We start from the raw sequence: 20,103 nt of genomic DNA, 5'->3' as shown, positions 1-20,103 counted from the left end.
TACGGAAAAAAATCCCACTATACAAGAAGTGAGCGGCCACCGTCGACGATGATGGTTTGACCCCTGATCATGGAAGAATCGTCCGATATGAGGAACATGACAGACTTCACAAGATCATCGATTTCAACCATACGTCCAGCAGGCGTTTTACTGCGGGCATCCTCCAACAGCTCCTCACGGTTAGGGAAATGCTTCAGTGCATCTGTATCGATTGCGCCACCGGATACGGCATTGACAATAATATCTCTTGGGGCAAGCTCCACAGCAAGGTAACGGGTAAGGGCCTCAACAGCAGCTTTCGAGACACCTACCGTTGTGTAATTGTCTAAATAACGGATTGACCCAAGAGAACTGATGCTGACGATGCGTCCACCCTTATCCATCAATTTTGCGGCTTCCTGGGCACAGAATAATAAAGCCTTGCTGTTAATATTCATCGTCCAATCCCAATGAGACTCTTCAAGCTCCATGACAGGACGCAAAACCCCGGACGCTGCGTTACTTACCAATACGTCCAAACGGCCGAATTCTTCTTTGATCTGTTCGAACATCGATTTGATTTTATCGACGTCCCCCACATTCGCCCGTACAACAAAAGCTTTACGGCCGAGTTTTTCGATTTGTTCAGCCGTTTCAAGGGCACCTTTTTTACTACGGGCATAATTGACGACGATATCGTATCCTTTTTCAGCCAGTTGTATCGCGATTTCTCTTCCAAGTCCGCGGCTGCTTCCTGTTACTAATGCTACTTTTTGACTCATGTTTTTTCATCCTTTCAATTTCATTTTCCAATTGGTCCAAGGCATAAAGACACCCTGAACACGCAAACTAATAAGAGCATATCAGTTAATGGAGGAATGAGTTATGTATGTAGGCAGAGATATGACCGAGCTTTCAATGATTCCCAAAGATGAATGGAAAAAGAGCGAACTTGCTTTCTTTCATCATTCACTACAACAAATAGTACCTTATTTGAACGCGGAAGGACAATCGATTCACCGGGAAATAGTCGAAGAAATTGAAAACCGCGGTGGATTGAAGCGCGGCGAAGCCGATTATACCCATGGTACGAAAATCAGTTACGACTGAAGTGGCAATGATGAAAGGAGCAGCATGTCCCGCTGCTCCTTTTACTTCCGTAAAACCCCTGTTCCTGCTTCCTGCCAGATTTTCTGATGTGAGACAGGAAACGCATACCTCTCCATCTCCTGAGGGGTCACAGCTATCAGGTCGCTGTCCGCGAGCATGCTGCTATTAAGAGATCCGACAAATACTTCAATATCCCAGACGATATGAGAGAAAACATGCTGAATTTTTGTCACAACCCCCGCCTTTAAGGTACAGTCAACGTTATACTCTTCTTGTATGAGATCAAGCAATTGCTTCCTTCCACTGCTTCCATTCCCCACTTCGAAATTAGGGAATTCCCATAGATTGGCGAGCAGGCCTTTACCCGGACGTTTATGGATGACGACCCGATCATCTTCTGTGAACAGAACGGCTGCCGCCATATTCAGCTTACGTGCGGATTTCTTCTTTGATTTGATCGGAAGCTCTGTTTGTACACCTTCTTCAAATGCCTGACAGTGCTCCCTTACCGGACAAAGCAGGCAGGATGGAGATGTCGGGGTACAGATCAAGGCCCCCAGTTCCATCAATGCCTGATTGAAAAAAGAAGGATTTTCTTCTGAAATAAGCTCCCTTACCGCTTCTTCAAATACTTTTCTGGACGAAGGCTTGGCAATATCGAGCCAAATGGAAAGGATACGTGAGAATACCCTCATCACATTCCCATCAACAGCAGGCTCAGGCTTGCTGTAGGCAATACTTAATATCGCCCCTGCCGTGTAGGGTCCCACACCTTTTAAAGAGGAGATTTCTTTCGGGGTATCAGGAACGATTCCTTCATACTTTTCATTCACTTCTTTGACGGCAGTCTGCAAATTTCGGACCCTTGAGTAATAGCCAAGCCCTTCCCATGCTTTGAGTACTTCTTCTTCGTCTGCTTTAGCAAGAGCATCTATGGTAGGAAATCTCTCGATGAATCGGTTAAAATAAGGTATGACCGTATCCACCCGCGTTTGTTGAAGCATGATTTCGGATACCCACACCTTGTAAGGATCCTGATCCTTCCTCCACGGCAGATCACGCTGTTCTCTTGAAAACCATGAAATTAAATCGTGCTGGAATTCCTCGCGGTTGATGGTTTGTAAGTTCTTCAATGGTTCTTCTATCAATTTTGTACCTCCAGGATGTTAAATGTTACATTGATTAGGGAATAAATAATTAATAGTCTGTTTTTAGGCAGACAAGGCTGATTTCTTGTAATCCACCACAAATACATTCGTCCAATAATCCAAATAATAAATGACGACGGGACATCCGTAAACGTTTTAATACATGAAAATGGGATTCAGTCGGCACCACAAAGGTTTCGAAATATGTATTCGAATCACCTTCAGCCTTATCCCAATGGAAATTGAAGGCATCATATTGCGGTAATGTCTCTGCGATATTGGTCATAATTTGCTTATAACGGGTCTTGAAATTCTGCTTGATTTCATATTCCAAGTAAATGTGCACGGTGTTTTTCATTGAAATAATCTCCTTTTAACCATATCATGTTCACCAATGACAAGTCATAAACAAATCTTAGAAATGCGAGCCAAGGGAGGACTTTTTTTGGATACAGGCACTCATATCGTCATGGGCTTTGCTCTCGGGGGCTTAGCCACCTTAGATCCCGTTGTTGCTGAAAGTGCAGCCACTTCTCAAAGTGTGTTAGTTGCAGCAGTCATCGGCTCACAAATACCAGATATCGATACCGTATTGAAATTACGTAATAATGCGGTTTACATCCGTCATCACCGTGGGATTACCCATAGCATACCTGCGGTCGTTCTCTGGCCGCTCTTAATCATCGCTTGTCTTTATCCTTTTTTCCCAGGGGCGGATTTGCTTCATTTATGGATTTGGACATTTGTGGCCGTATTCCTTCATGTATTTGTCGACATTTTCAACGCATATGGGACACAGGCCATCAGGCCGATTTCGTCGAAATGGGTCGCTTTAGGGGTTATCAACACGTTTGACCCGATTATTTTCGGGATTCATATTGTCGGTTTAATCCTTTGGGGAGTCGGACTACCTCCTGGAAAAACCTTTTTGCTCATGTACATTGTGATTTTCGCCTATTATGTGTTGAGGTTCCAGGTCCAAAAAGCCGTAAAAAATGCGGTGAAGCGAAGAATTCCACAAGCGGAAAAAATTATCGTTTCACCTACCATCAGGTTTTTCCAGTGGCGGCTGGCAATCGTAACGAAGGAGCATTATTATGTCGCACGGGCCTACAGACGGTCGATTACGATTTTTGATAAGTTCGAACGGGTGGCGATACCTGAAAATCCAGTCATCATTGCCGCCAAGAAAGATAAAAATCTGGCCGCCTTTCTCTCCTTTTCCCCCGTTTATCGTTGGGAAGTGGATGAATATGACGATCATTTCGAAGTTCGCTTCATCGATCTCCGCTATCGGAATAATGGTCACTATCCATTCGTCGCCCTGGTGCAGCTCGACAAAGACCTGACCATCGTCAGCTCCTACACAGGATGGGTCTTCAGCGAAGAAAAACTACGCTCGAAAGTCGACATCGACATTTTAATCGATTAACTAAAGTGAGGGACGGACCTTTTCAAGGTCCGTCCCTCATCACTTTAATGCACTAAATCATCATCTTCTTTGTCGTCGATCAGGTGTTTGTATTTCGGGTTTTGGGCAGCGAATTCATGGATTTGTTCTCCGTACGTATTGACCCATTGGCGGACGACTTTTTCCGTTACTGCTTTCCCTTTATAATCGTAACCTGCCTTGGCGTATGTTGCTTCGAAATCTTCCCATACCAATTCAATCCAGGTCCTCGCTTTTTCATACGAAAGTTTATTATTCTTTTCGATTAACAATTGTGTTAATTCGTGGAATGTTGACTCCATTTTGTCTCCTCCTTTTCCATATATTAAGTTCGTGCTTTTATGATAATGTCGACCATTTCACCCATACTAAAGGTACGTGGTTAAGCTTAGTTGTGAATCTTTGCTTCTTCACGGTATGAGTCAGTATATTTCACCTTTTAGGAGGCACATATGCGAAATAAATCGACAGGGTTCCCCAATATGAACAACAATAAATTCGAAGGTGAACCGAGAGCAAAAGCGGAATATGCATCTAAAAGGGCTAACGGCACCATCAATACCCATCCTCAAGAACGCATGAAATCTTCTGGACAACGAGATCACGACTCACTTTAATACAGTGAAATTTGATTAGGGGGTAGTCACGATGGCAAACATGAAAAACAACTTCTACCGCAATAAGTACAGCAGTCCATTTAACAAGGCATTCTACAATCCGAAGCATGCCCATTCACAGGCAAATGGACAAACGACACAAACTCAAGACTTAATCATTCTGGAAAACCAGACACGTAAGCGTTCCTAGATTTCTGAGGTCCGTCTCCCTTGACGGACCTCTTCCTTATTTCTTCTCCCCGGCTAAAAGGGAAATGGGTAAAGCTTCTTCTTTCCCGTCTCCGCCCAATCGGTACCCCCAGGCGAATACTCCATTCAGATAGTCCACTTTGAAATAAGTGCCCGGATCTCCTTCAATCCCATAAATCCCACCAGGCTTATAAGCATCTGGATCCATAAGATAAGCCTGCGCCATAAGGGCTTTTCGCTCCAATACGGCAAACTCATTCACAATCCCCAGCTGTTCAGCTTTCCGCGCCTTCTCCGTCAACGAAGCAATCTCCTGCTTCAACTCATGTTCCGTCATCTCACTATATCTTCTCTCTTGTTCCATTCCTCATCACCTCTACTAATAGTAGTATAGAGAAAATGATACAATAAGAAAAGCGGAAGCGGCTTGGTCAGACCCGACAAGCATAAGAAAGGATGATTCAACATGAAGACAGCCATCATCACAGGCGGAGGCTCCGGCCTCGGGAAAGAATTAGGAAAGCTTCTCAGCAAACAAGGATTTCATATCTTACTGCTCGGACGAACAGTAGAAACCTTAAGGATAGCGGCAGCGGAAATTGAAGAGTTAGGGGGCGAGGCATCCTTTGTCGCAATGGATATCCGCTCGAACGTTGACATAGAAAAGCTTTCCGGGCATCACCTGACAAACCACAGCATTTCGTTACTCATACATAACGCAGGCGTAGGCTACTTCGGTCCATTCAAGGATTCGAGTGACGATGAATTGGTAAGCATGTTCGAAACCAATGCCCTCGGGCCGATCCGGTTAACGAAAGAACTGCTGCCTCAACTGGAGCCGGATAGCACCATCATCAATATCATTTCTACAGCCGGTCTCAGGGGTAAGAAAAATGAGTCCTTATATGTAGCCAGCAAGTTCGCCCTCAGAGGGTTTGGTGAAAGCCTCCAGAAAGAATATGAAGGCTCTGACCTCCGTGTCGTCAACGCCTATATGGGCGGGATGAATACTCCATTCTGGGATGATAGCGACCATATCAGTGACCCTTCAAGGCTTCGCTCTCCTAAAGAGGTTGCGGAATTGATCGTGAATGAATACAAAGAAAAAGACGAAATCGTCATCGAATCAAAAAAATAAAAAGCCAGCCCTTGTTACATAACGAGGGCTGACGACTGATCGTCCATTCACTCTTCATTTTCTCTTAATTCTTCCAACAGCCTTTCGATATCTTCCATGGAAAATCCTTTTCGATACAATGTTTGTTTCATCTTCTGTACATATTCAAATCCATCATATTTTGAACTAAGCTTTCTGTGAGCCTTCAATCCCTGATGGTAAACGGCATCCCATCGCTCATCTTCATCCCTGTCCGATTCAACGGTTTCCCATACGATTTTCATAACAGAACCGGGATACCCTTTTCTCATCAAGTTTTGTTCAATCTTCTGCCTGGCAATCATCTTGGAATCTTTTCGATATTTGTGAAGGAGCTTTTCTGTCAGGGCGACCGCCTTGTCCACCTGTTTTTCTTCTGTAAAAGCCGCGAGTGCCTCTTCGATATAAGAGTCGCCAACACCTTTTCTCCTTAATTCCCCGCGGATCCAGGTCGGTCCCTTGTCGGCCGTATTCATCTGAGTAGCGACAAACGCATGGGCAAATTCCAGATCATTGATGTATTTAATCTCATTCAATTTATGGATGACTTCCTGGATGACGCCATCCTCCGGGTCCCCTTCTTGTAAGTGATCGCGGATTTCCTTCTCTGTTCTCATCCGATAGGCTAAATACTGAATCGCTTTATTGAAAGCTTTTTTCACATCATCTTCATATTGAAGCTCAGAAATTTCAAGCTCATCGATTTCCAATCCTTTTCTGAGCTGAAATTTCGCCAATACTGCCTCATCCACACTGAAGGCATATTTCCCATCTATAAATAAATTGTAGCGCTCATCGTTCTTTACTTGCTTCGTTATTTTCGTAATCTTGCCCATTTTTTCCACCTCATAGTAATCCTAACACATTCAGCATATGTTTTTTATTCTGTAGATAGGTAAAATAATAAGTATATTGGAGGGATGATGATGAAGATCGCTATCACAGGTGGTACGGGTTTTGTCGGTCAGGCTTTGACGGAGGAACTTTTAGAACACCAACACGAAGTACTGATCCTTACCCGAAATCCGGATAAATACGACAATCGTTCAGGTGTTACCTATGTAAAATGGCTATCCGACGGTGCAAAACCCGAAGAGGAACTCGAAGGTATCCATGCCTTCATTAACCTTGCAGGGGAATCCATCAACAGCGGCCGCTGGACGGATGAGCGTAAGAAACGAATCATCAATAGCCGGATCAACTCAACTCAAGAGGTTATCAACATTATGAAGGCACTGACAGAGAAACCGGCGTGTCTTATCAACGCAAGTGCAATCGGCTACTATCCTTCTTCAAAAACGAATACGTATACGGAAGCGTCAACAGAAACGGCAGACAACTTTTTAGGAGAAACCGTTCAAATTTGGGAAAAAGAAGCGAGCAAGGCCAATCAGCTGGGAATCCGGGTGGCATATGCACGCTTCGGAATTATTCTGGGAAAAGACGATGGCGCCCTGCCCCGTATCGCTCTTCCTTATAAGATGTTTGTGGGAGGAACGGTCGGATCCGGGGACCAATGGATGTCGTGGGTCCATATAAAAGACATCGCAAGAGCGGTGCATTTCATTGCGGAAACAGAAGGGATTTCCGGACCCGTCAATGTCACCGCCCCTTCCCCCGTCACCATGAAAGAATTCGGGAAGACCCTCGGCTCTGTCCTCGGCAGGCCCCACTGGATACCGGTCCCTTCACTTGCTTTAAAAGTGGCTATGGGGGAAATGAGCGCCCTTGTACTCGAAGGACAAAAAGTCCTTCCAAGTGTCCTGTCTGAACACGGTTTTCAATTCCGGTATCCTGAATTGAGCAGTGCCCTCATTGATATTTATCAATAACTCACAGGTATGTCCCTTCCTTTTCACGGCAAAAATAGAACTAATCTTGAAAAGAAGGGATGTACATAGGAATGGATAATAAGAAAAAGAAGGACAAAAACAAATCGGTTCTATCAAGCGCTCAGGAAGTAACGTACTCAAGGGAGTTCAAAGCAGCTGATCGTGCGGGTGGCTTCAGCTCAAAAGCCCATAGATAGTCATTTATTACCTGACTATAAATCCTTACTTTGAAGAAAGATAAAGGTACAGGCCATAAACCTGTACCTTTATTTTTTAACCAAAAGGGGATGTTGATATTGGGAAGATCACGCGGCCATAGTAAAAGAGGAAATAAAAACAGCCTGCCACAAACACCCGCTCAGCTCAAATCTGATGGTGTTGACGAAGAGTTCTCAAGAGAACTTGCCGACCAGGCTGACATGGAAGCACAAGCCCGTGCGAATGCTGCCAATCAGCGTGCACGTGTGAAGAAAAACCAATAGTAGAGTCCCGTAAGGTAAAAAGACAGGCCCTGAGGAATTCAGTCTGCGAAAGCCCCACGCTGTGACAGCATGGGGCTTTTTACATTTACATTAGTCAAACGACAATCGGCTTTTTATGCTTTCCTTCATGATGATTGAACATCTGTTTCAAGTACGGGATCACCCAATGATCAGCTCCCCAAAGGTAAGCACCTCTGCCTGCAAAAAGGAGGATGATGGCAGTGGTGTAAAGGACGGGATTAGTGCTGACAGTCCCTGCCATTAAGAAGTTAATGTTCATGAAAGCACCTGCAAGAAGAGCCGGGATGGTCATGAATCCTGCAATCAACCCTACCCCCACTAATATTTCTCCCCAAGGAATTAAAACATTGAACAGTTCTACGTTCGGTAAAGCAAAACCTTTCAGAAATTCTGCATACCAGCCTTGTACCGCAGGATGATCGCCTGTCGCTTTAGTCAATGCACCTTGCAAAAATCCGCTTGCATCAAAGCCATCATTCACCTTATGCCAGCCTGCCTCTAACCACTGGACGCCCAACCAAATCCTCATCACTGTCCAAACCGCACTCACCTTTTGATTTTCCCACCATCTCATGATGGATCATCTCCTTTTGGATGTATACTTGTGAAACAATTCACAAATGATATTGCATTGGGATGTCTTTGTGTTTATTATGTGGAAGCTGTATAATTGTGAAGTATTTCACATGTTCTTTACACTTATAATATTCCTCTTCTTAAGCCCTAATACAATAGGCTTTTATGTCGTTCACAAAGGTGTCAAAATCGGTGAGTTTTACGTAGAAGCAGAGGTTCTCGCGGGGGATTGGCACGGGGTTTCAGCTGCAGAAATTGAAACGAAAATCAGCAGCTGAATATTTGGGGGTAGTTTAGCTGCTGATTCATTCTTCCGTTTTAACTGCTGATTTCAAGCGGTATTTCACCTGTTAAATTGAGTGTAAAACCCACCTTACCTCCCTAACGCTCACGGCTCAAATCAAGAATCCGGATTAGATTTTCGCTATCATCCTGATATATGGCATATCTTCCTGGTGGAATATCACATGGAGTCTTAATGAAATGGAGCTCTTCCTGGTGTTGTTGATAATAATCATCGACGCTGTCTACAATAAACATTCCGCCTGGTACTAATTCAGGCTCATCATTTTCAATCATCAATTGAACATCCGTTCCCGGAAGCCTGAGGGCAATTGTATGATCCCCTTCCCTCCATGCTTCTTCAAATCCTAACGTGTCTCGATAATAAATAAGAGATTTCTTTAAATCTGTTACAGGATGACATAGAAAAGCCAGTTTCATTTACTCCACCTCAATTGATATTTTTACCAAAGGCATAACTTGGTTATGTATAACGTAACTTAGTTACAAATTGTTGTCAATATGATATGATACATATATGAAAAATTGGATACCTGTACCGGGAAGTAAAAAAGAGACGATTATCAGATTAGCACTGGAACAATTTAAAGAGAAAGGATATGAAGGAGTCAATATCAAGGATTTAGCGAAGGAGGCGAATATGACGACCGGGGTGATCTATCACCACTTTGGTTCAAAGGCTCAATTATACACGGTGATCAGACATGATGTTGAGCAACGAATTATTGACCGGATGGAGGGGGCAGCCGATACGGTAAATGATCCTGTCAAAAAACTTGAAATGGCTTTTATAACTGGGCTCGATGCCACCATTAAGTTGAACGTCGGCCGGTTACTGTGTGAAGAAAATCCACACGCCATCGATAAAATAGAAGAATTTGTTCAACACCTTCTTACAGGAACCGTAAAAGGGCTTGAATTTATTATCCTTCCATCCTGGCGTTCTATCTTGGAAGCTGTAGAAAATGAAAAAATTGACCAAAGCGAGGGAAAAAGGCTATTATCTTGGCTTTTTCAAGAAAAGATGTGAAAGAGACACCCGCCTCTTTCACATCACCAAAGCCAGTACCTTATCCACCCACGCATCCTTCACCCGGATTTTCTCTTCCATATTGTTTCAATCAATCTCAAAGTCAGATAAATAATCAAAGTTGAGGCTGCCATTAGGAGAAACGAGTTCGTGATTAAATTAAAATCCATTTCCTTCACGGTACTTAGAACATGACCATTGTTATCCATTTTGTAAATGATCCATCCGTTGTATTCTAAGAATCGATAGGAGAGGATCAATCCGACAATAAAGCCACCAACAATGGAAATCCAGCCTTTTTTCAATTCACATCCACTCCCCCTTATCCCATTCATTTTACCATAAAAATCCATAAATCCGACTGCTTTTTTCTGAAAATACAAAAACCGAAACTTTCTTATTTTCCATACGTATTACATAATAGATATAGATATCCGTTTACAGGGGATGAAATGATGAAGACAGAAAACAAGCTTTGGAGAATGTGGAAGGTATTATCACTCGCCTTATCCATTGTCATAAGGGTCTACTGGTACCGACTGCGAGGGAAGTCCCAATGGGAGAAAGATAAACTTTGGGAACGAATCGGAAAAGAATTCAAAGACACTCTGTTTGAATTAAATGGGGTGTTGATCAAGGTTGGACAACTATTAAGTATACGTGAGGATCTGCTTCCAAAAGGATTCATCAATCAAATTCAAGATTTGGTTGATCACGTCCCTCCTTCTCCCTGGGGGGACATTGAATCGGTTCTTGAACGGGAATGGGACGGCTCCGTTTCTTCCAAGGTATTAGCCATTGATCAAGAAGCCATCGCTTCCGCTTCCATCGGGGAAGTGTACAAAGCAACACTGCTGGATGGTACACAAGCGGCCATCAAAGTGCAGCGGCCGGAAATCCCATCACTTGTGAAGACGGATTTCCGCACTCTATCCATCATCATCTGGTTTGCCCGGCACTTCGCTCCAATGCCAAAGGAATTCCTTGATTTTAAGATGCTATATAGAGAATTGAAGCAGGTCATCGAGCAGGAGCTGGACTTTTCGAAGGAAATGAATACCGCCATTTCTTTTAAACAGCGATTTAAAGATCATTCCAATGTAAAGATCCCGGCGATGTACCCCGAACTCTGTACAGACAAAGTATTGGTGATGGAATGGGTCGACGGGGTTCGATTGAATGATAGAAAAGCGATAGGGGCATATGGATTGGATGGTCAGAAGCTGGCAAAACAATTATTCCGTCTCTTTCTTCCCCAATGGCTCGAGCCCGGGATCTTCCACGCCGATCCGCATGCAGGGAATATACTGCTTCAGCACGATGGTACTTTTGTTCTCTTGGATTACGGCATGATCGGGGAAATTTCGAAAAGGGATTCTGCCCATTTTCAAGATCTTCTCGAAGGGATCCTGTTAAAGAATTTCCGTAAAGCATCCGAGGCATTGGCTGACCTTGGATTCCTGCTTCCTGACGCAAGTCCGAAAACGATTGAGCCTGTGTTGAAGGAATTTGTCACACTTGATATGGAGCAGTTCAAGCAGATGGATCTCCTAAGCGTGAAGAAGGAAATCAACGATATGGTGAAATCATTACCTGTACAGGTGCCGACCCGCTTCATCTTTTTGGGTCGATCTTTTGCAACCATTGAAGGGCTCGTCCATACGCTGAGTCCGGATGAAGAAACCCTTGATATCGTCAAGCCGGCCTTCTTGGACTGGGTGAAGGAAAGCAACACGAACAAATGGGAGCTTCTCATGAAATGGGTCAGTGCCCAGCCCCTTTTTCAGACCGTCCAGAAAGTCCGGCAGTTGTTGGATGTCCCTGAAAAAGCACTAGAACAAAAGGACCTTCATCAGCAAAATGAGTTTCAATTCAAGATATACGAAAGCCAAAAAAAGAAAGCTTTTATCCTGATACTGTCAGGGTGCGCCGGCGGATTCACAGGACTTGGTTTCGATATGGAGCTCCTCCTTCAAGTCAGCATTGGACTTGCAGGATTCGGTTTGGCTGTGTATACGGTTACTGCCACAAGACAAAGAAGCTGGCTGAAGAAATTGAAGAACGGGCAGCTGCATTAACGAACAGTGCTTATTGAAAGGAAAAGCTCAGAGTCGCCTCTGAGCTTTTTTACATATGTGTGATTGTAATCCGATTCTATTCAGCCCTTTGAAACTCTGTTATTGATAGAGAACTCTTCATGACCTCTTCTGTAAACGTTTGAATCGAAGCGTAATCGTCATATAAAAACAGTAATGTGTCACCGGGTTGTGACATCTCCCAGGCCATGAACAAAGCATGGATCTCTTCTGGCTGCACATGAATCGATGGTTGTTCTTTGGATTGTTTGACCCCCATGGTCAGCAAATGGACGGTTTCCCCAGGGGTTCTCCCTCTTAAATTCAGGTCTTCCTTGATGATGAAGATATCCGATTGCTCTCCAAAAATCCTCCCCATGTCCTGAATCGTTTCGTCTTTCCTGTCTCCCGCAGCTGAGCCAACCGTGATGACCCTTCCATCCTTAAAATGAACGATGGTGTCGAACAAGGCCCTCAAGCCCGCTGGATTGTGTGCATAATCAACAATGATGGTTCTTCCTTGTACCGTTTGTACATTGAAACGTCCGCGATTTTGGTTTTCTGTCGGCAGAAAACTGATCACCCTGCTCCGAAGTTCCGAGAGTGGACGCCCTAACGAATGGGCGGCTGCAAGCGAGCCGAGCACATTCAGGATATTGTACCTGGCAGCTCCGTTGATGGTGATGGGGATATGGGAGACCGGCAGGAATCTTTCGGTTTTCCCCTCACAGGTATGCATGACCCAGCCTTCATCCATGTACCACGCCTCATACCCGTTCTCTATATGCTCCTGTATCACAGGATTGGAAAGGGAAAGGGAGAAATAGATGATCTTCCCGTACGTTTCAGTTGCCATTTCAACACATCTTGGGTCATCTGCGTTCAATATGCATGATCCTCCAGGCAGAACTACTTCGGCAACGGTCTGTTTCAGCTTTTTTAAATCCTCCAGAGTATCTATGCCATTCAGCCCCAGATGATCTTCACTGATATTGGTGATAACGGCAACGTCACAATGCCTGAAAGCCAGACCTTCCCTAAGCATGCCTCCCCTGGCCGTTTCAAGCACAGCCACGTCTACACCAGGGTGGGATAGGACTTTCCTCGCGCTTTTTGGACCGCTGCAATCACCTTCATCAATCTGATGTTCGTCGATCCAAATCCCGTCCGAGCATGTAAAGCCGACGGTCACATTCTCCTTTTGCAAAAGATGGGAGACCAGCCGGCACGTCGTGGTCTTACCGTTCGTTCCTGTCACAGCGACTATCGGGATGGCGGCTTCCTCGCGATTTGCGAATAAATAGTCTACAATCGCTCCCCCGACGTCCCTGCTTTTTCCTTCTGAAGGATAATGATGCATCCGGATCCCCGGCGCAGCATTCACTTCAAGAATCGCTGCAGTCCCCTTTTCGAATGGGACTGTTACATCCGGGGACAAAATATCGATCCCGGCAATATCCAGACCGATCGCCGCCGCTGCTCCTTCAGCCATCTTCCGGTAATGGGGATGGACATCATCTGTCACGTCAATGGCGGACCCGCCAGTCGAAAGATTCGCGTTCCCCAAAACCTCAAGGGCCTGTCCCGTTTTAAGGACAGAATCAAGGGAATGACCAGCCTTCTCCAGTTGTACAACGGTCCGTTCATCCAGGGGAACTCTGCTCATCGCCTTCTCGTGTCCTTCTCCGCGCAACGGATTTTTGTTTTCGCTTTCAATTAATTCCTTGATTGTTTTACGGCCATCACCGATTACCGAAGGAGGGAGGCGAAGACTCGCTGCAATCAGTTCGCCATTCACGACAAGAAACCGGTAATCATTCCCTTTATAGTAACGCTCGACGATATAATCGGTCCCTTCATTGTATACACAGCGAAATGCCGTCAATAGGTCAAGGTCATTCTGGATATCCGTCACGATATTTTGTCCCTGACGTCCATTGACAGGTTTGATCACGAGAGGGAATCCGAGTTTCTCAGCAGACTGAAGAAGCTCGAATTCGTTTGAAACCACGTCACCATCCGGAACGGGAAGTCCGGCACTCTTCAATAATCGTTTTGTCTCATCTTTATCACAGGAATTCTCTACAGCAAGGTAAGAGGATTGACTCGAGATGGTCGCCTGAACGAATTTTTGTTTCTTACCGGTCCCGAGTCTTAAGTGACTGTTTGTACCCGTCCTTTCAACCGGTATCTTCCGGTCTTTGGCTGCTTGATATATCGCTTCTGTACTCGGTCCCATTTTATGCAGATGATAGAGATCTGAAGTTTTTGATATGTAAGGCTCGGCACTGACCTCTTGTTCATCAAGAATGGCTGAAACGATCTCCATTGCTGCTGTAAACGCATAATAGCCGGACTTCTTCTCCACATAATCGTAGGTCACAAAGTAAATCCCTTTCCTTTCACCCGTGATGGTCTTGCCGCGCTTGACAGATATCCCCGCCAGATGCTGGATTTCAAGTGCGATATGTTCAAGGATGTGGCCCATCCACGTCCCCTCATACAGGCGCTCCACAAAGCCCCCTGCATACCCCCGTGAACATGTATGTGTGAATAAGGATGGCATGACCTTAAGCAAACGGTCAATAAACCCCTCGAGCAGATTCGAGGGCTTCTCTTCGAACCCTTCTATATCGAGTTCGATGCAGATCGTCGGTTTGAAGCTGTATAAATTAGGACCGGATAAGTAATTGACGCGATTGATTTTCATTGAATGTTCTCTCCTTAAGATATAATTAGTTCCCGTTTGGTTAAATCGAAAATCGCGCCCTCACCCAGTGTGTGAAAACGAATATCAGAAATGGTCATGTTTTCTTTATTTTCGGCAACATCTACATAGGAAGAGGTTTTCCCATCGAAAATGCTCACATTGAATTCACCTATCACTTCAAATTGATTCCGTTCACTATTGACCCAAATGGCTGTATTTTCATCAATTCCCACACCGATGATCTGAGGATTTAAGGCAATGGCCCTCATCAGCCTTGTAAATCGATCACGCTGGGAAAAATGCTGATCAATAATGACGTCTTCGAGGAACCCGAAGCCAGAGCCCATTTCCAGGATGGAGACATCTTCTTTTTTTGAAATTTTGGATGATATGATCATCAACCTGCTCATGACAGCAGCGCCTGCACTCGTCCCGCCTATGAAAAGACCCGACTTCCACTCCTGGAAGCAGTGTTTATAGAAGGTTGTCCCCCCAAGGATGCTTGTGAGCCTGAGCTGATCCCCGCCTGTCATGAATAACCCCGACAGTGTCGACAGCTGCTCCATCAGTTCGGGATTGTCCGCTTTCTCCCGGGAATCCAAATGGAGCAAGAGTGGTTTTGTTCCATGTAGAGTGTGAAACAAGCTTGCGTATTCATTCCCCACTTCCTCCGGATAAGCTGTAGCAGTCGTCACGATCCCAATCGGGCCCTGTCTTGTTTGACATAGTTCAGCGAACTTCGATAAGATGACTTTCTCATCCGATTTATCCTCGTTGCCTCCAATGATCAGCAAATCACCTTTTGCCATCTTTCATCAACCTCTTCGCTCTCATTTATTTTCCAAAAATATAGTTGAAAATTAAAAATATAATTTGTATTCAACAAAGCATCTATACCTCTTTTTGCCACTGTTTAAACCTGTGCAGAAAAAAATGACCTGGTCCATCCTTTTTCAAAGTTGGACCAGGTCATCTTGCCATAAAGTTTACCTACATGGTGCTATGCATCAATTTTACAATAATGCAATAATGTTCCATCATCCTTACTTGTCTCACTCAGGTCCGGGTATATACTGATACGCCTTCATCTCAATTCGATTTTCCCCTATAAACTGAACCCCCTCCGCTTCAAGCGATAGCCTTTGGGTCAGCAACTGCTCTTCATCCCGGAAACCGATTTCCCCTTTGCTATTCAAAACCCGGTGCCAGGGGAGTTTATATTTTTCACTCATGGAATGTAGAATCCTCACGACCTGCCTTGCCGCCCTGGGACTGCCTGCCAGTGCTGCGATTTGGCCGTACGTCATCACTCTTCCATGCGGAATGCGCTGAATGATTTTAACCACTTCTTCAGTAAACGGCTTCATGTGAATTCATTCCCCTTTTCATATGTAAATACATAGCCTCTCTTCCTCTCAACATATACTTCTTCCATTGTATTATGTATTCCCCTATATATGAAATCATCTATCACCAAGTCGCGTCCCTAGAAGATATGCTCCGAGTATATTAAACTGTATATGAATGAATAGAAGGACGTGATAGGAAAAATGGATATCAAACTGATTGCACTGGACATGGATGGAACTCTCGTGAATCATGAAGGAGAAGTTTCCCCGGAAAATGAACAAGCCATTCAGCGCGCGAAGGAAAAGGGGATTCACGTCGTGTTGAGTACCGGCCGGTCCCTCTTTACATGCCGGGACATTTCTGATGAGCTTGGACGTTCCTCTTATCTTGTCACCGTGAACGGCGGGGAAATCTACGATCATGAATATAATCTGGTGGACAGCATCCCCCTTGAGACTGACCTTGTAAAGCAGCTGTGGGCCCTTAAGGAAGAGCATGATGTGTATTTCTGGTCTTCCACTTCCCAAGGGTTATTCAATAGTAAGAAGCCTTTTGATCAGGACATCGAATCCTATAACTGGCTGAAATTCGGATTCGATATTCAGGATGATGACGTACGTAAAGTCATGATGGACGAACTCGTAAAAAATGAAGCATTGGAAATCACGAACTCATCACCGACCAATATTGAAATCAATCCAGCCGGGGTCAATAAAGCGGCCGCATTAGTGAAGGTGTGCAAATGGCTGGATCTTTCAATGGACCAGGTCATGGCAGTCGGTGACAGCATGAATGACATCGCCATGATCCGTGAATCAGGCTTCGGAGTCGCCATGGGCAATGCTCAGGAAGCTGTGAAGGAAGCCGCCGATTGGGTAACGGGCATCAATACCGATCACGGTGTGGCTCAAGCGATTGATAAAGTTCTGAAGGAAATGGAATAAATACAGAGAAAGTGCCTGATTCTCGATTGAATCAGGCACTTTCTCTGTACAAAGGGTCTATTCTTTTTCCATTACGTCTATAATAAGTAACAAAAAACAAGGATTGTACCCCATTATGTATCTAATACTGGTAGTCGTGGTTTATATACTTTTCGCAAAGTTCTTTATTGATTGGAAGCGTTGGAAGGACTTTTACCCAACGGTTCAGTTTTATATTATCTGCAATCTCTCTTATAACGTCGTTTTTTATAACCATACGCTTTGGGAGTATAGAGCGGTGACGGTCGACTGGTTGAATCATACGTTAATCGATCTCGTTTTCACCTTTTTCATCATTCCAGTGGTGATTATGATTTATCTTCGTTATTTCCCCTATCGGAAAAAGAAATTTCTGTACGTCTCAAGCTGGATCGCATACTTTACGTTCCTGGAATACTTATTTCATAAAAAAGGGCTTTTCCTTTACGAAAATGGCTGGAATTTAGGCTGGTCTGCTGTATTTAATATCATCATGTTTTCCATTTTGGGACTGCATCACAAGAAACCGCTGCTAGCACTCATCTTATCCGTTCCTATCATTGCCATCCTATTATTGATCTTCCATCCATCTTTTCATGATTTAAAGTGAGGGTGTTTCCATGAACTCCATTTCCACACCTCTATTTATTGTCCTGGTTATAGGCGTCTATGTCACGATGGCCATATACATCGCCATTTTAAAACGAAAAGAATGAAGAAAGAAGCACCCTGGTTTCAGGATGCTTCTTTTCGTTTATTTCACGACGATTTCTTCATTTTCAACGGATACGATCAGTTCCGTTACGCCTTCTTCATCAAGGAGGAAGTCGGCAATGTTATCTTCCACTCTTTCCTGGATCACCCTGCGTAATGGACGTGCACCAAATTCAGGGTGGTAACCAAGTTCAACGAGCTTCCGCTTGGCTTCATCATCGATGGTCACAGTGATGCCCTGTTCCTTAAGCTCAGTCTGTAACTCATTCAGCATGAGATCAAGAATTTGGAGAAGCTCTTCTTTTTCAAGAGATTCAAATTCAATGATACTGTCAAACCGGTTCAGGAACTCCGGTTTAAAGTAGGCACCAAGTGATTGAAGAATATTCGTTTCTTTAATCGCATCTGTGCCTCCGGTGTTGAAACCGACTACGGTTTCCTTCTTGTCTGTCACTCCTGCGTTACTTGTCATGATGATGACCGTTTCTTTGAAACTGACCGTTCTACCCTGACTATCAGTAAGACGCCCGTCTTCAAGGATTTGCAGGAACATATGCTGCACATCCGGGTGTGCTTTTTCGATTTCATCAAGGAGGATGATGGAATAAGGATTTCTTCTCACTTTTTCTGTCAGTTGTCCGGAATCCTCATGGCCTACATAGCCTGGAGGTGAACCGATCAATTTAGAAACAGAGTGTTTCTCCATATACTCACTCATATCTAATCGAAGCATGGAATCTTTGGATCCAAACAGCTCTTCTGCCAGTGTCTTCGTTAATTCTGTTTTCCCTACGCCGGTTGGACCCACGAATAGGAATGACCCGATCGGACGGTGCTTCGCCTTCAAGCCTGCACGGCTGCGGCGGACCGCCTTCGCTACTTTCTTCACTGCTTCTTCCTGGCCGATCACTTTGTGGGCAAGGTTTTCTTCAAGTGATTTCATCCTCTTGCGATCATCACTTTGAAGCTTTCCTACCGGTATACCCGTCTTGCCCTCAATGATTGTCTGGATCAATTCTTTTTCCACAAGAGGCTTGGCATCAGACTTGCCTTCACCCAGCTGTCTTTCCAATTCTGCTTCCTCGTCCCTAAGAATCGCCGCTTGCTCATAATTCTCTTCCTTCGTGGCCTGCTCTTTCTTTAATCGTACATCATTTAATTTTTTGTGGATGGCCGTTTTATCCTTGCCTTCCGATAGCAGATTGACTTTTGAACCTGCCTCATCCATTAAATCAATGGCTTTATCGGGGAGGAACCGGTCCTGGATATAACGGTGGGACAATTTCACACAAGCCTCGATGCTCTCTTCTGTAAATTCCACTCCATGATAGTCTTCATATCTATCTTTTAATCCTTTTAGGATTTCAATGGCTTCCTCGGGTGTCGGCTCATTGACCATCACCGGCTGGAAGCGGCGTTCAAGTGCCGCGTCTTTTTCGATTTGGCGATACTCCTTCAACGTGGTGGCCCCGATTACTTGCAGTTCACCGCGGGCTAAAGCCGGTTTCAGGATGTTTCCTGCATCCATGGAACCTTCTGCGGAGCCGGCACCGACTAATTGATGGATTTCATCAATGAATAGCATTACGTTTTCGCGTTTCTGCAGTTCACTGATGATGGCTTTTAAACGTTCTTCAAAGGAACCGCGAACGCCTGTACCGGCAGTCAATGAAGCAACATCCATCACATACACTTCTTTATTTAATAATTTGGATGGAACATCACCTGCTACGATCTTACGTGCCAACCCTTCTGCGATCGCTGTTTTTCCGACACCGGGCTCCCCGATCAATACGGGGTTGTTTTTATTGCGTCGATTCAGGATCTCAATGACGCGTTCCACTTCTTTGTCGCGGCCGATGACAGGATCAATCAATCCGGCTTTCGCAGCCCCTGTCACATTTCGACCAAACTGATCGAGAATGCCGTTTCCTCCATTCCCATCCTTTTTTTGTGGGGAAGATGGCTGATGGTTGCTTTGGAATCCTTGGTCAGGGCTTCCACCCATACTCATGCCTTTAAACAGTTCATCGAACGGAAAGCCCCCATGAATGCCAGAAGGTGCCTGCTGCTTTTGAAAGCAAGTTGAACACATCTTCATACTGGACTTCTTGCCATTCATTTGCGTATACACTTCGATGGTTGCCTGATTATGCTGACATACTTGGCATTTCATTAAACATGACCTCCTATAGTCTTGTTATATTTAAATGATTAATAATTAGCGAATGGATAAGGTCAGCTTGTTTATGTTTGACTTTGACTTTCTTTGACCTTATATACTCAGTATACTTTGACCTTTTTTGACTTTCAAGATTTTTGCTTATGGAAATTTTTGCTCATAAAGGGCGCGTATGACCGTTGATTGATGAGTATAAAGGGAGGCAGTGGCCAAATCA

The 20,103-nt window shown here is 44.5% G+C and carries 25 protein-coding genes; 12 read left to right on the top strand and 13 right to left on the bottom strand.

Features of this window, described 5'->3' with window-relative positions:
- Nucleotides 1-17: 17 nt before the first annotated feature.
- A complete protein-coding gene (fabL, locus tag CN378_RS20105) occupies nt 18-761 on the bottom strand; it encodes an enoyl-[acyl-carrier-protein] reductase FabL (protein ID WP_098354250.1) in 744 nt (247 codons plus the stop codon).
- 103 nt (nt 762-864) lie between these two features.
- Between fabL and CN378_RS20100 the strand changes: the two genes are divergently transcribed.
- The gene (locus tag CN378_RS20100; protein WP_034762579.1) at nt 865-1,089 is read left to right on the top strand and encodes a hypothetical protein; all 225 of its coding nucleotides are present in this window, start codon (nt 865-867) and stop codon (nt 1,087-1,089) included.
- A gap of 41 nt (nt 1,090-1,130) precedes the next feature.
- On the opposite strand, the gene mutY is transcribed toward CN378_RS20100, so the two are convergent.
- Nucleotides 1,131-2,234 (bottom strand): A/G-specific adenine glycosylase, encoded by a 1,104-nt coding sequence (gene mutY / locus CN378_RS20095; RefSeq protein ID WP_483295105.1) that lies wholly within the window; start codon nt 2,232-2,234, stop codon nt 1,131-1,133.
- A 52-nt stretch (nt 2,235-2,286) separates the two neighbouring features.
- Nucleotides 2,287-2,595: a hypothetical protein gene (locus tag CN378_RS20090; protein ID WP_098354248.1), complete on the bottom strand. Its 309-nt coding sequence runs from the start codon at nt 2,593-2,595 to the stop codon at nt 2,287-2,289.
- An 87-nt stretch (nt 2,596-2,682) separates the two neighbouring features.
- Here CN378_RS20090 and CN378_RS20085 point away from each other — a divergent pair, with 87 nt between their 5' ends.
- On the top strand, nt 2,683-3,669 hold the full coding sequence (locus CN378_RS20085; RefSeq protein WP_098354247.1) for a metal-dependent hydrolase: 987 nt from the start codon (nt 2,683-2,685) through the stop codon (nt 3,667-3,669).
- A gap of 44 nt (nt 3,670-3,713) precedes the next feature.
- On the opposite strand, the gene CN378_RS20080 is transcribed toward CN378_RS20085, so the two are convergent.
- Nucleotides 3,714-3,989: a YfhJ family protein gene (locus tag CN378_RS20080; RefSeq protein ID WP_034762572.1), complete on the bottom strand. Its 276-nt coding sequence runs from the start codon at nt 3,987-3,989 to the stop codon at nt 3,714-3,716.
- A gap of 150 nt (nt 3,990-4,139) precedes the next feature.
- Between CN378_RS20080 and CN378_RS20075 the strand changes: the two genes are divergently transcribed.
- Nucleotides 4,140-4,304 (top strand): small, acid-soluble spore protein K, encoded by a 165-nt coding sequence (locus tag CN378_RS20075; protein WP_034762570.1) that lies wholly within the window; start codon nt 4,140-4,142, stop codon nt 4,302-4,304.
- Nucleotides 4,305-4,335: 31 nt separating this feature from the next.
- Nucleotides 4,336-4,494, top strand: a complete 159-nt coding sequence (locus tag CN378_RS20070) for a YpzG family protein (protein ID WP_082051311.1) — start codon at nt 4,336-4,338, stop codon at nt 4,492-4,494.
- A gap of 36 nt (nt 4,495-4,530) precedes the next feature.
- On the opposite strand, the gene CN378_RS20065 is transcribed toward CN378_RS20070, so the two are convergent.
- Nucleotides 4,531-4,857 (bottom strand): YfhH family protein, encoded by a 327-nt coding sequence (locus CN378_RS20065; RefSeq protein ID WP_098354246.1) that lies wholly within the window; start codon nt 4,855-4,857, stop codon nt 4,531-4,533.
- Nucleotides 4,858-4,959: 102 nt separating this feature from the next.
- On the opposite strand from CN378_RS20065, the gene CN378_RS20060 reads away from it, so the two are divergent.
- The gene (locus CN378_RS20060; protein WP_098354245.1) at nt 4,960-5,631 is read left to right on the top strand and encodes an SDR family NAD(P)-dependent oxidoreductase; all 672 of its coding nucleotides are present in this window, start codon (nt 4,960-4,962) and stop codon (nt 5,629-5,631) included.
- Nucleotides 5,632-5,678: 47 nt separating this feature from the next.
- Here CN378_RS20060 and recX read toward each other — a convergent pair whose 3' ends face one another.
- A complete protein-coding gene (gene recX / locus CN378_RS20055; protein ID WP_098354244.1) occupies nt 5,679-6,485 on the bottom strand; it encodes a recombination regulator RecX in 807 nt (268 codons plus the stop codon).
- A 90-nt stretch (nt 6,486-6,575) separates the two neighbouring features.
- Here recX and CN378_RS20050 point away from each other — a divergent pair, with 90 nt between their 5' ends.
- The 3 genes from CN378_RS20050 to CN378_RS20040 all read left to right on the top strand — a co-directional run bounded on the left by CN378_RS20050 (nt 6,576) and on the right by CN378_RS20040 (nt 7,963).
- Entirely contained in the window at nt 6,576-7,481 is a 906-nt protein-coding gene (locus CN378_RS20050; RefSeq protein WP_098354243.1) for a TIGR01777 family oxidoreductase, read from the top strand.
- A 71-nt stretch (nt 7,482-7,552) separates the two neighbouring features.
- The gene (locus tag CN378_RS20045) at nt 7,553-7,678 is read left to right on the top strand and encodes a YfhE family protein (protein ID WP_079531092.1); all 126 of its coding nucleotides are present in this window, start codon (nt 7,553-7,555) and stop codon (nt 7,676-7,678) included.
- Between the two features lie 99 nt (nt 7,679-7,777).
- A complete protein-coding gene (locus CN378_RS20040) occupies nt 7,778-7,963 on the top strand; it encodes a YfhD family protein (RefSeq protein WP_060673389.1) in 186 nt (61 codons plus the stop codon).
- Between the two features lie 94 nt (nt 7,964-8,057).
- Here CN378_RS20040 and CN378_RS20035 read toward each other — a convergent pair whose 3' ends face one another.
- The gene (locus CN378_RS20035) at nt 8,058-8,558 is read right to left on the bottom strand and encodes a DoxX family protein (protein ID WP_098354242.1); all 501 of its coding nucleotides are present in this window, start codon (nt 8,556-8,558) and stop codon (nt 8,058-8,060) included.
- Nucleotides 8,559-8,941: 383 nt separating this feature from the next.
- On the bottom strand, nt 8,942-9,283 hold the full coding sequence (locus tag CN378_RS20025) for a VOC family protein (protein WP_098354240.1): 342 nt from the start codon (nt 9,281-9,283) through the stop codon (nt 8,942-8,944).
- Between the two features lie 97 nt (nt 9,284-9,380).
- Between CN378_RS20025 and CN378_RS20020 the strand changes: the two genes are divergently transcribed.
- Nucleotides 9,381-9,893 (top strand): TetR/AcrR family transcriptional regulator, encoded by a 513-nt coding sequence (locus CN378_RS20020; RefSeq protein WP_098354239.1) that lies wholly within the window; start codon nt 9,381-9,383, stop codon nt 9,891-9,893.
- 59 nt (nt 9,894-9,952) lie between these two features.
- On the opposite strand, the gene CN378_RS20015 is transcribed toward CN378_RS20020, so the two are convergent.
- Entirely contained in the window at nt 9,953-10,198 is a 246-nt protein-coding gene (locus CN378_RS20015) for a hypothetical protein (RefSeq protein WP_098354305.1), read from the bottom strand.
- Nucleotides 10,199-10,348: 150 nt separating this feature from the next.
- Between CN378_RS20015 and CN378_RS20010 the strand changes: the two genes are divergently transcribed.
- Nucleotides 10,349-11,971 carry an ABC1 kinase family protein gene (locus CN378_RS20010; protein ID WP_098354238.1) on the top strand — a complete coding sequence of 541 codons (1,623 nt, stop codon included), beginning with the start codon at nt 10,349-10,351 and terminating at the stop codon, nt 11,969-11,971.
- Between the two features lie 76 nt (nt 11,972-12,047).
- On the opposite strand, the gene cphA is transcribed toward CN378_RS20010, so the two are convergent.
- The 3 genes from cphA to CN378_RS19995 all read right to left on the bottom strand — a co-directional run bounded on the left by cphA (nt 12,048) and on the right by CN378_RS19995 (nt 16,045).
- Nucleotides 12,048-14,678: a cyanophycin synthetase gene (gene cphA / locus CN378_RS20005; RefSeq protein WP_098354237.1), complete on the bottom strand. Its 2,631-nt coding sequence runs from the start codon at nt 14,676-14,678 to the stop codon at nt 12,048-12,050.
- Between the two features lie 14 nt (nt 14,679-14,692).
- Nucleotides 14,693-15,487 carry a cyanophycinase gene (locus tag CN378_RS20000; protein ID WP_098354236.1) on the bottom strand — a complete coding sequence of 265 codons (795 nt, stop codon included), beginning with the start codon at nt 15,485-15,487 and terminating at the stop codon, nt 14,693-14,695.
- Between the two features lie 243 nt (nt 15,488-15,730).
- Nucleotides 15,731-16,045, bottom strand: a complete 315-nt coding sequence (locus CN378_RS19995; protein WP_098354235.1) for an MGMT family protein — start codon at nt 16,043-16,045, stop codon at nt 15,731-15,733.
- A gap of 183 nt (nt 16,046-16,228) precedes the next feature.
- Between CN378_RS19995 and CN378_RS19990 the strand changes: the two genes are divergently transcribed.
- Complete coding sequence (locus tag CN378_RS19990) at nt 16,229-16,972, top strand: Cof-type HAD-IIB family hydrolase (RefSeq protein WP_098354234.1); 744 nt, start codon at nt 16,229-16,231, stop codon at nt 16,970-16,972.
- A gap of 115 nt (nt 16,973-17,087) precedes the next feature.
- A complete protein-coding gene (locus CN378_RS19985; protein ID WP_098354233.1) occupies nt 17,088-17,600 on the top strand; it encodes a CBO0543 family protein in 513 nt (170 codons plus the stop codon).
- Between the two features lie 144 nt (nt 17,601-17,744).
- Here the strand turns inward: CN378_RS19985 and CN378_RS19980 are convergent, their stop codons facing one another.
- Entirely contained in the window at nt 17,745-19,880 is a 2,136-nt protein-coding gene (locus CN378_RS19980) for an ATP-dependent Clp protease ATP-binding subunit (RefSeq protein ID WP_098354232.1), read from the bottom strand.
- Nucleotides 19,881-20,103: the final 223 nt, after the last annotated feature.

The organism is Bacillus sp. AFS015802, from assembly GCF_002561455.1.
Taxonomy (GTDB): domain Bacteria; phylum Bacillota; class Bacilli; order Bacillales; family Bacillaceae_B; genus Rossellomorea.
This window is presented reverse-complemented; position numbering and strand designations above follow the sequence as displayed.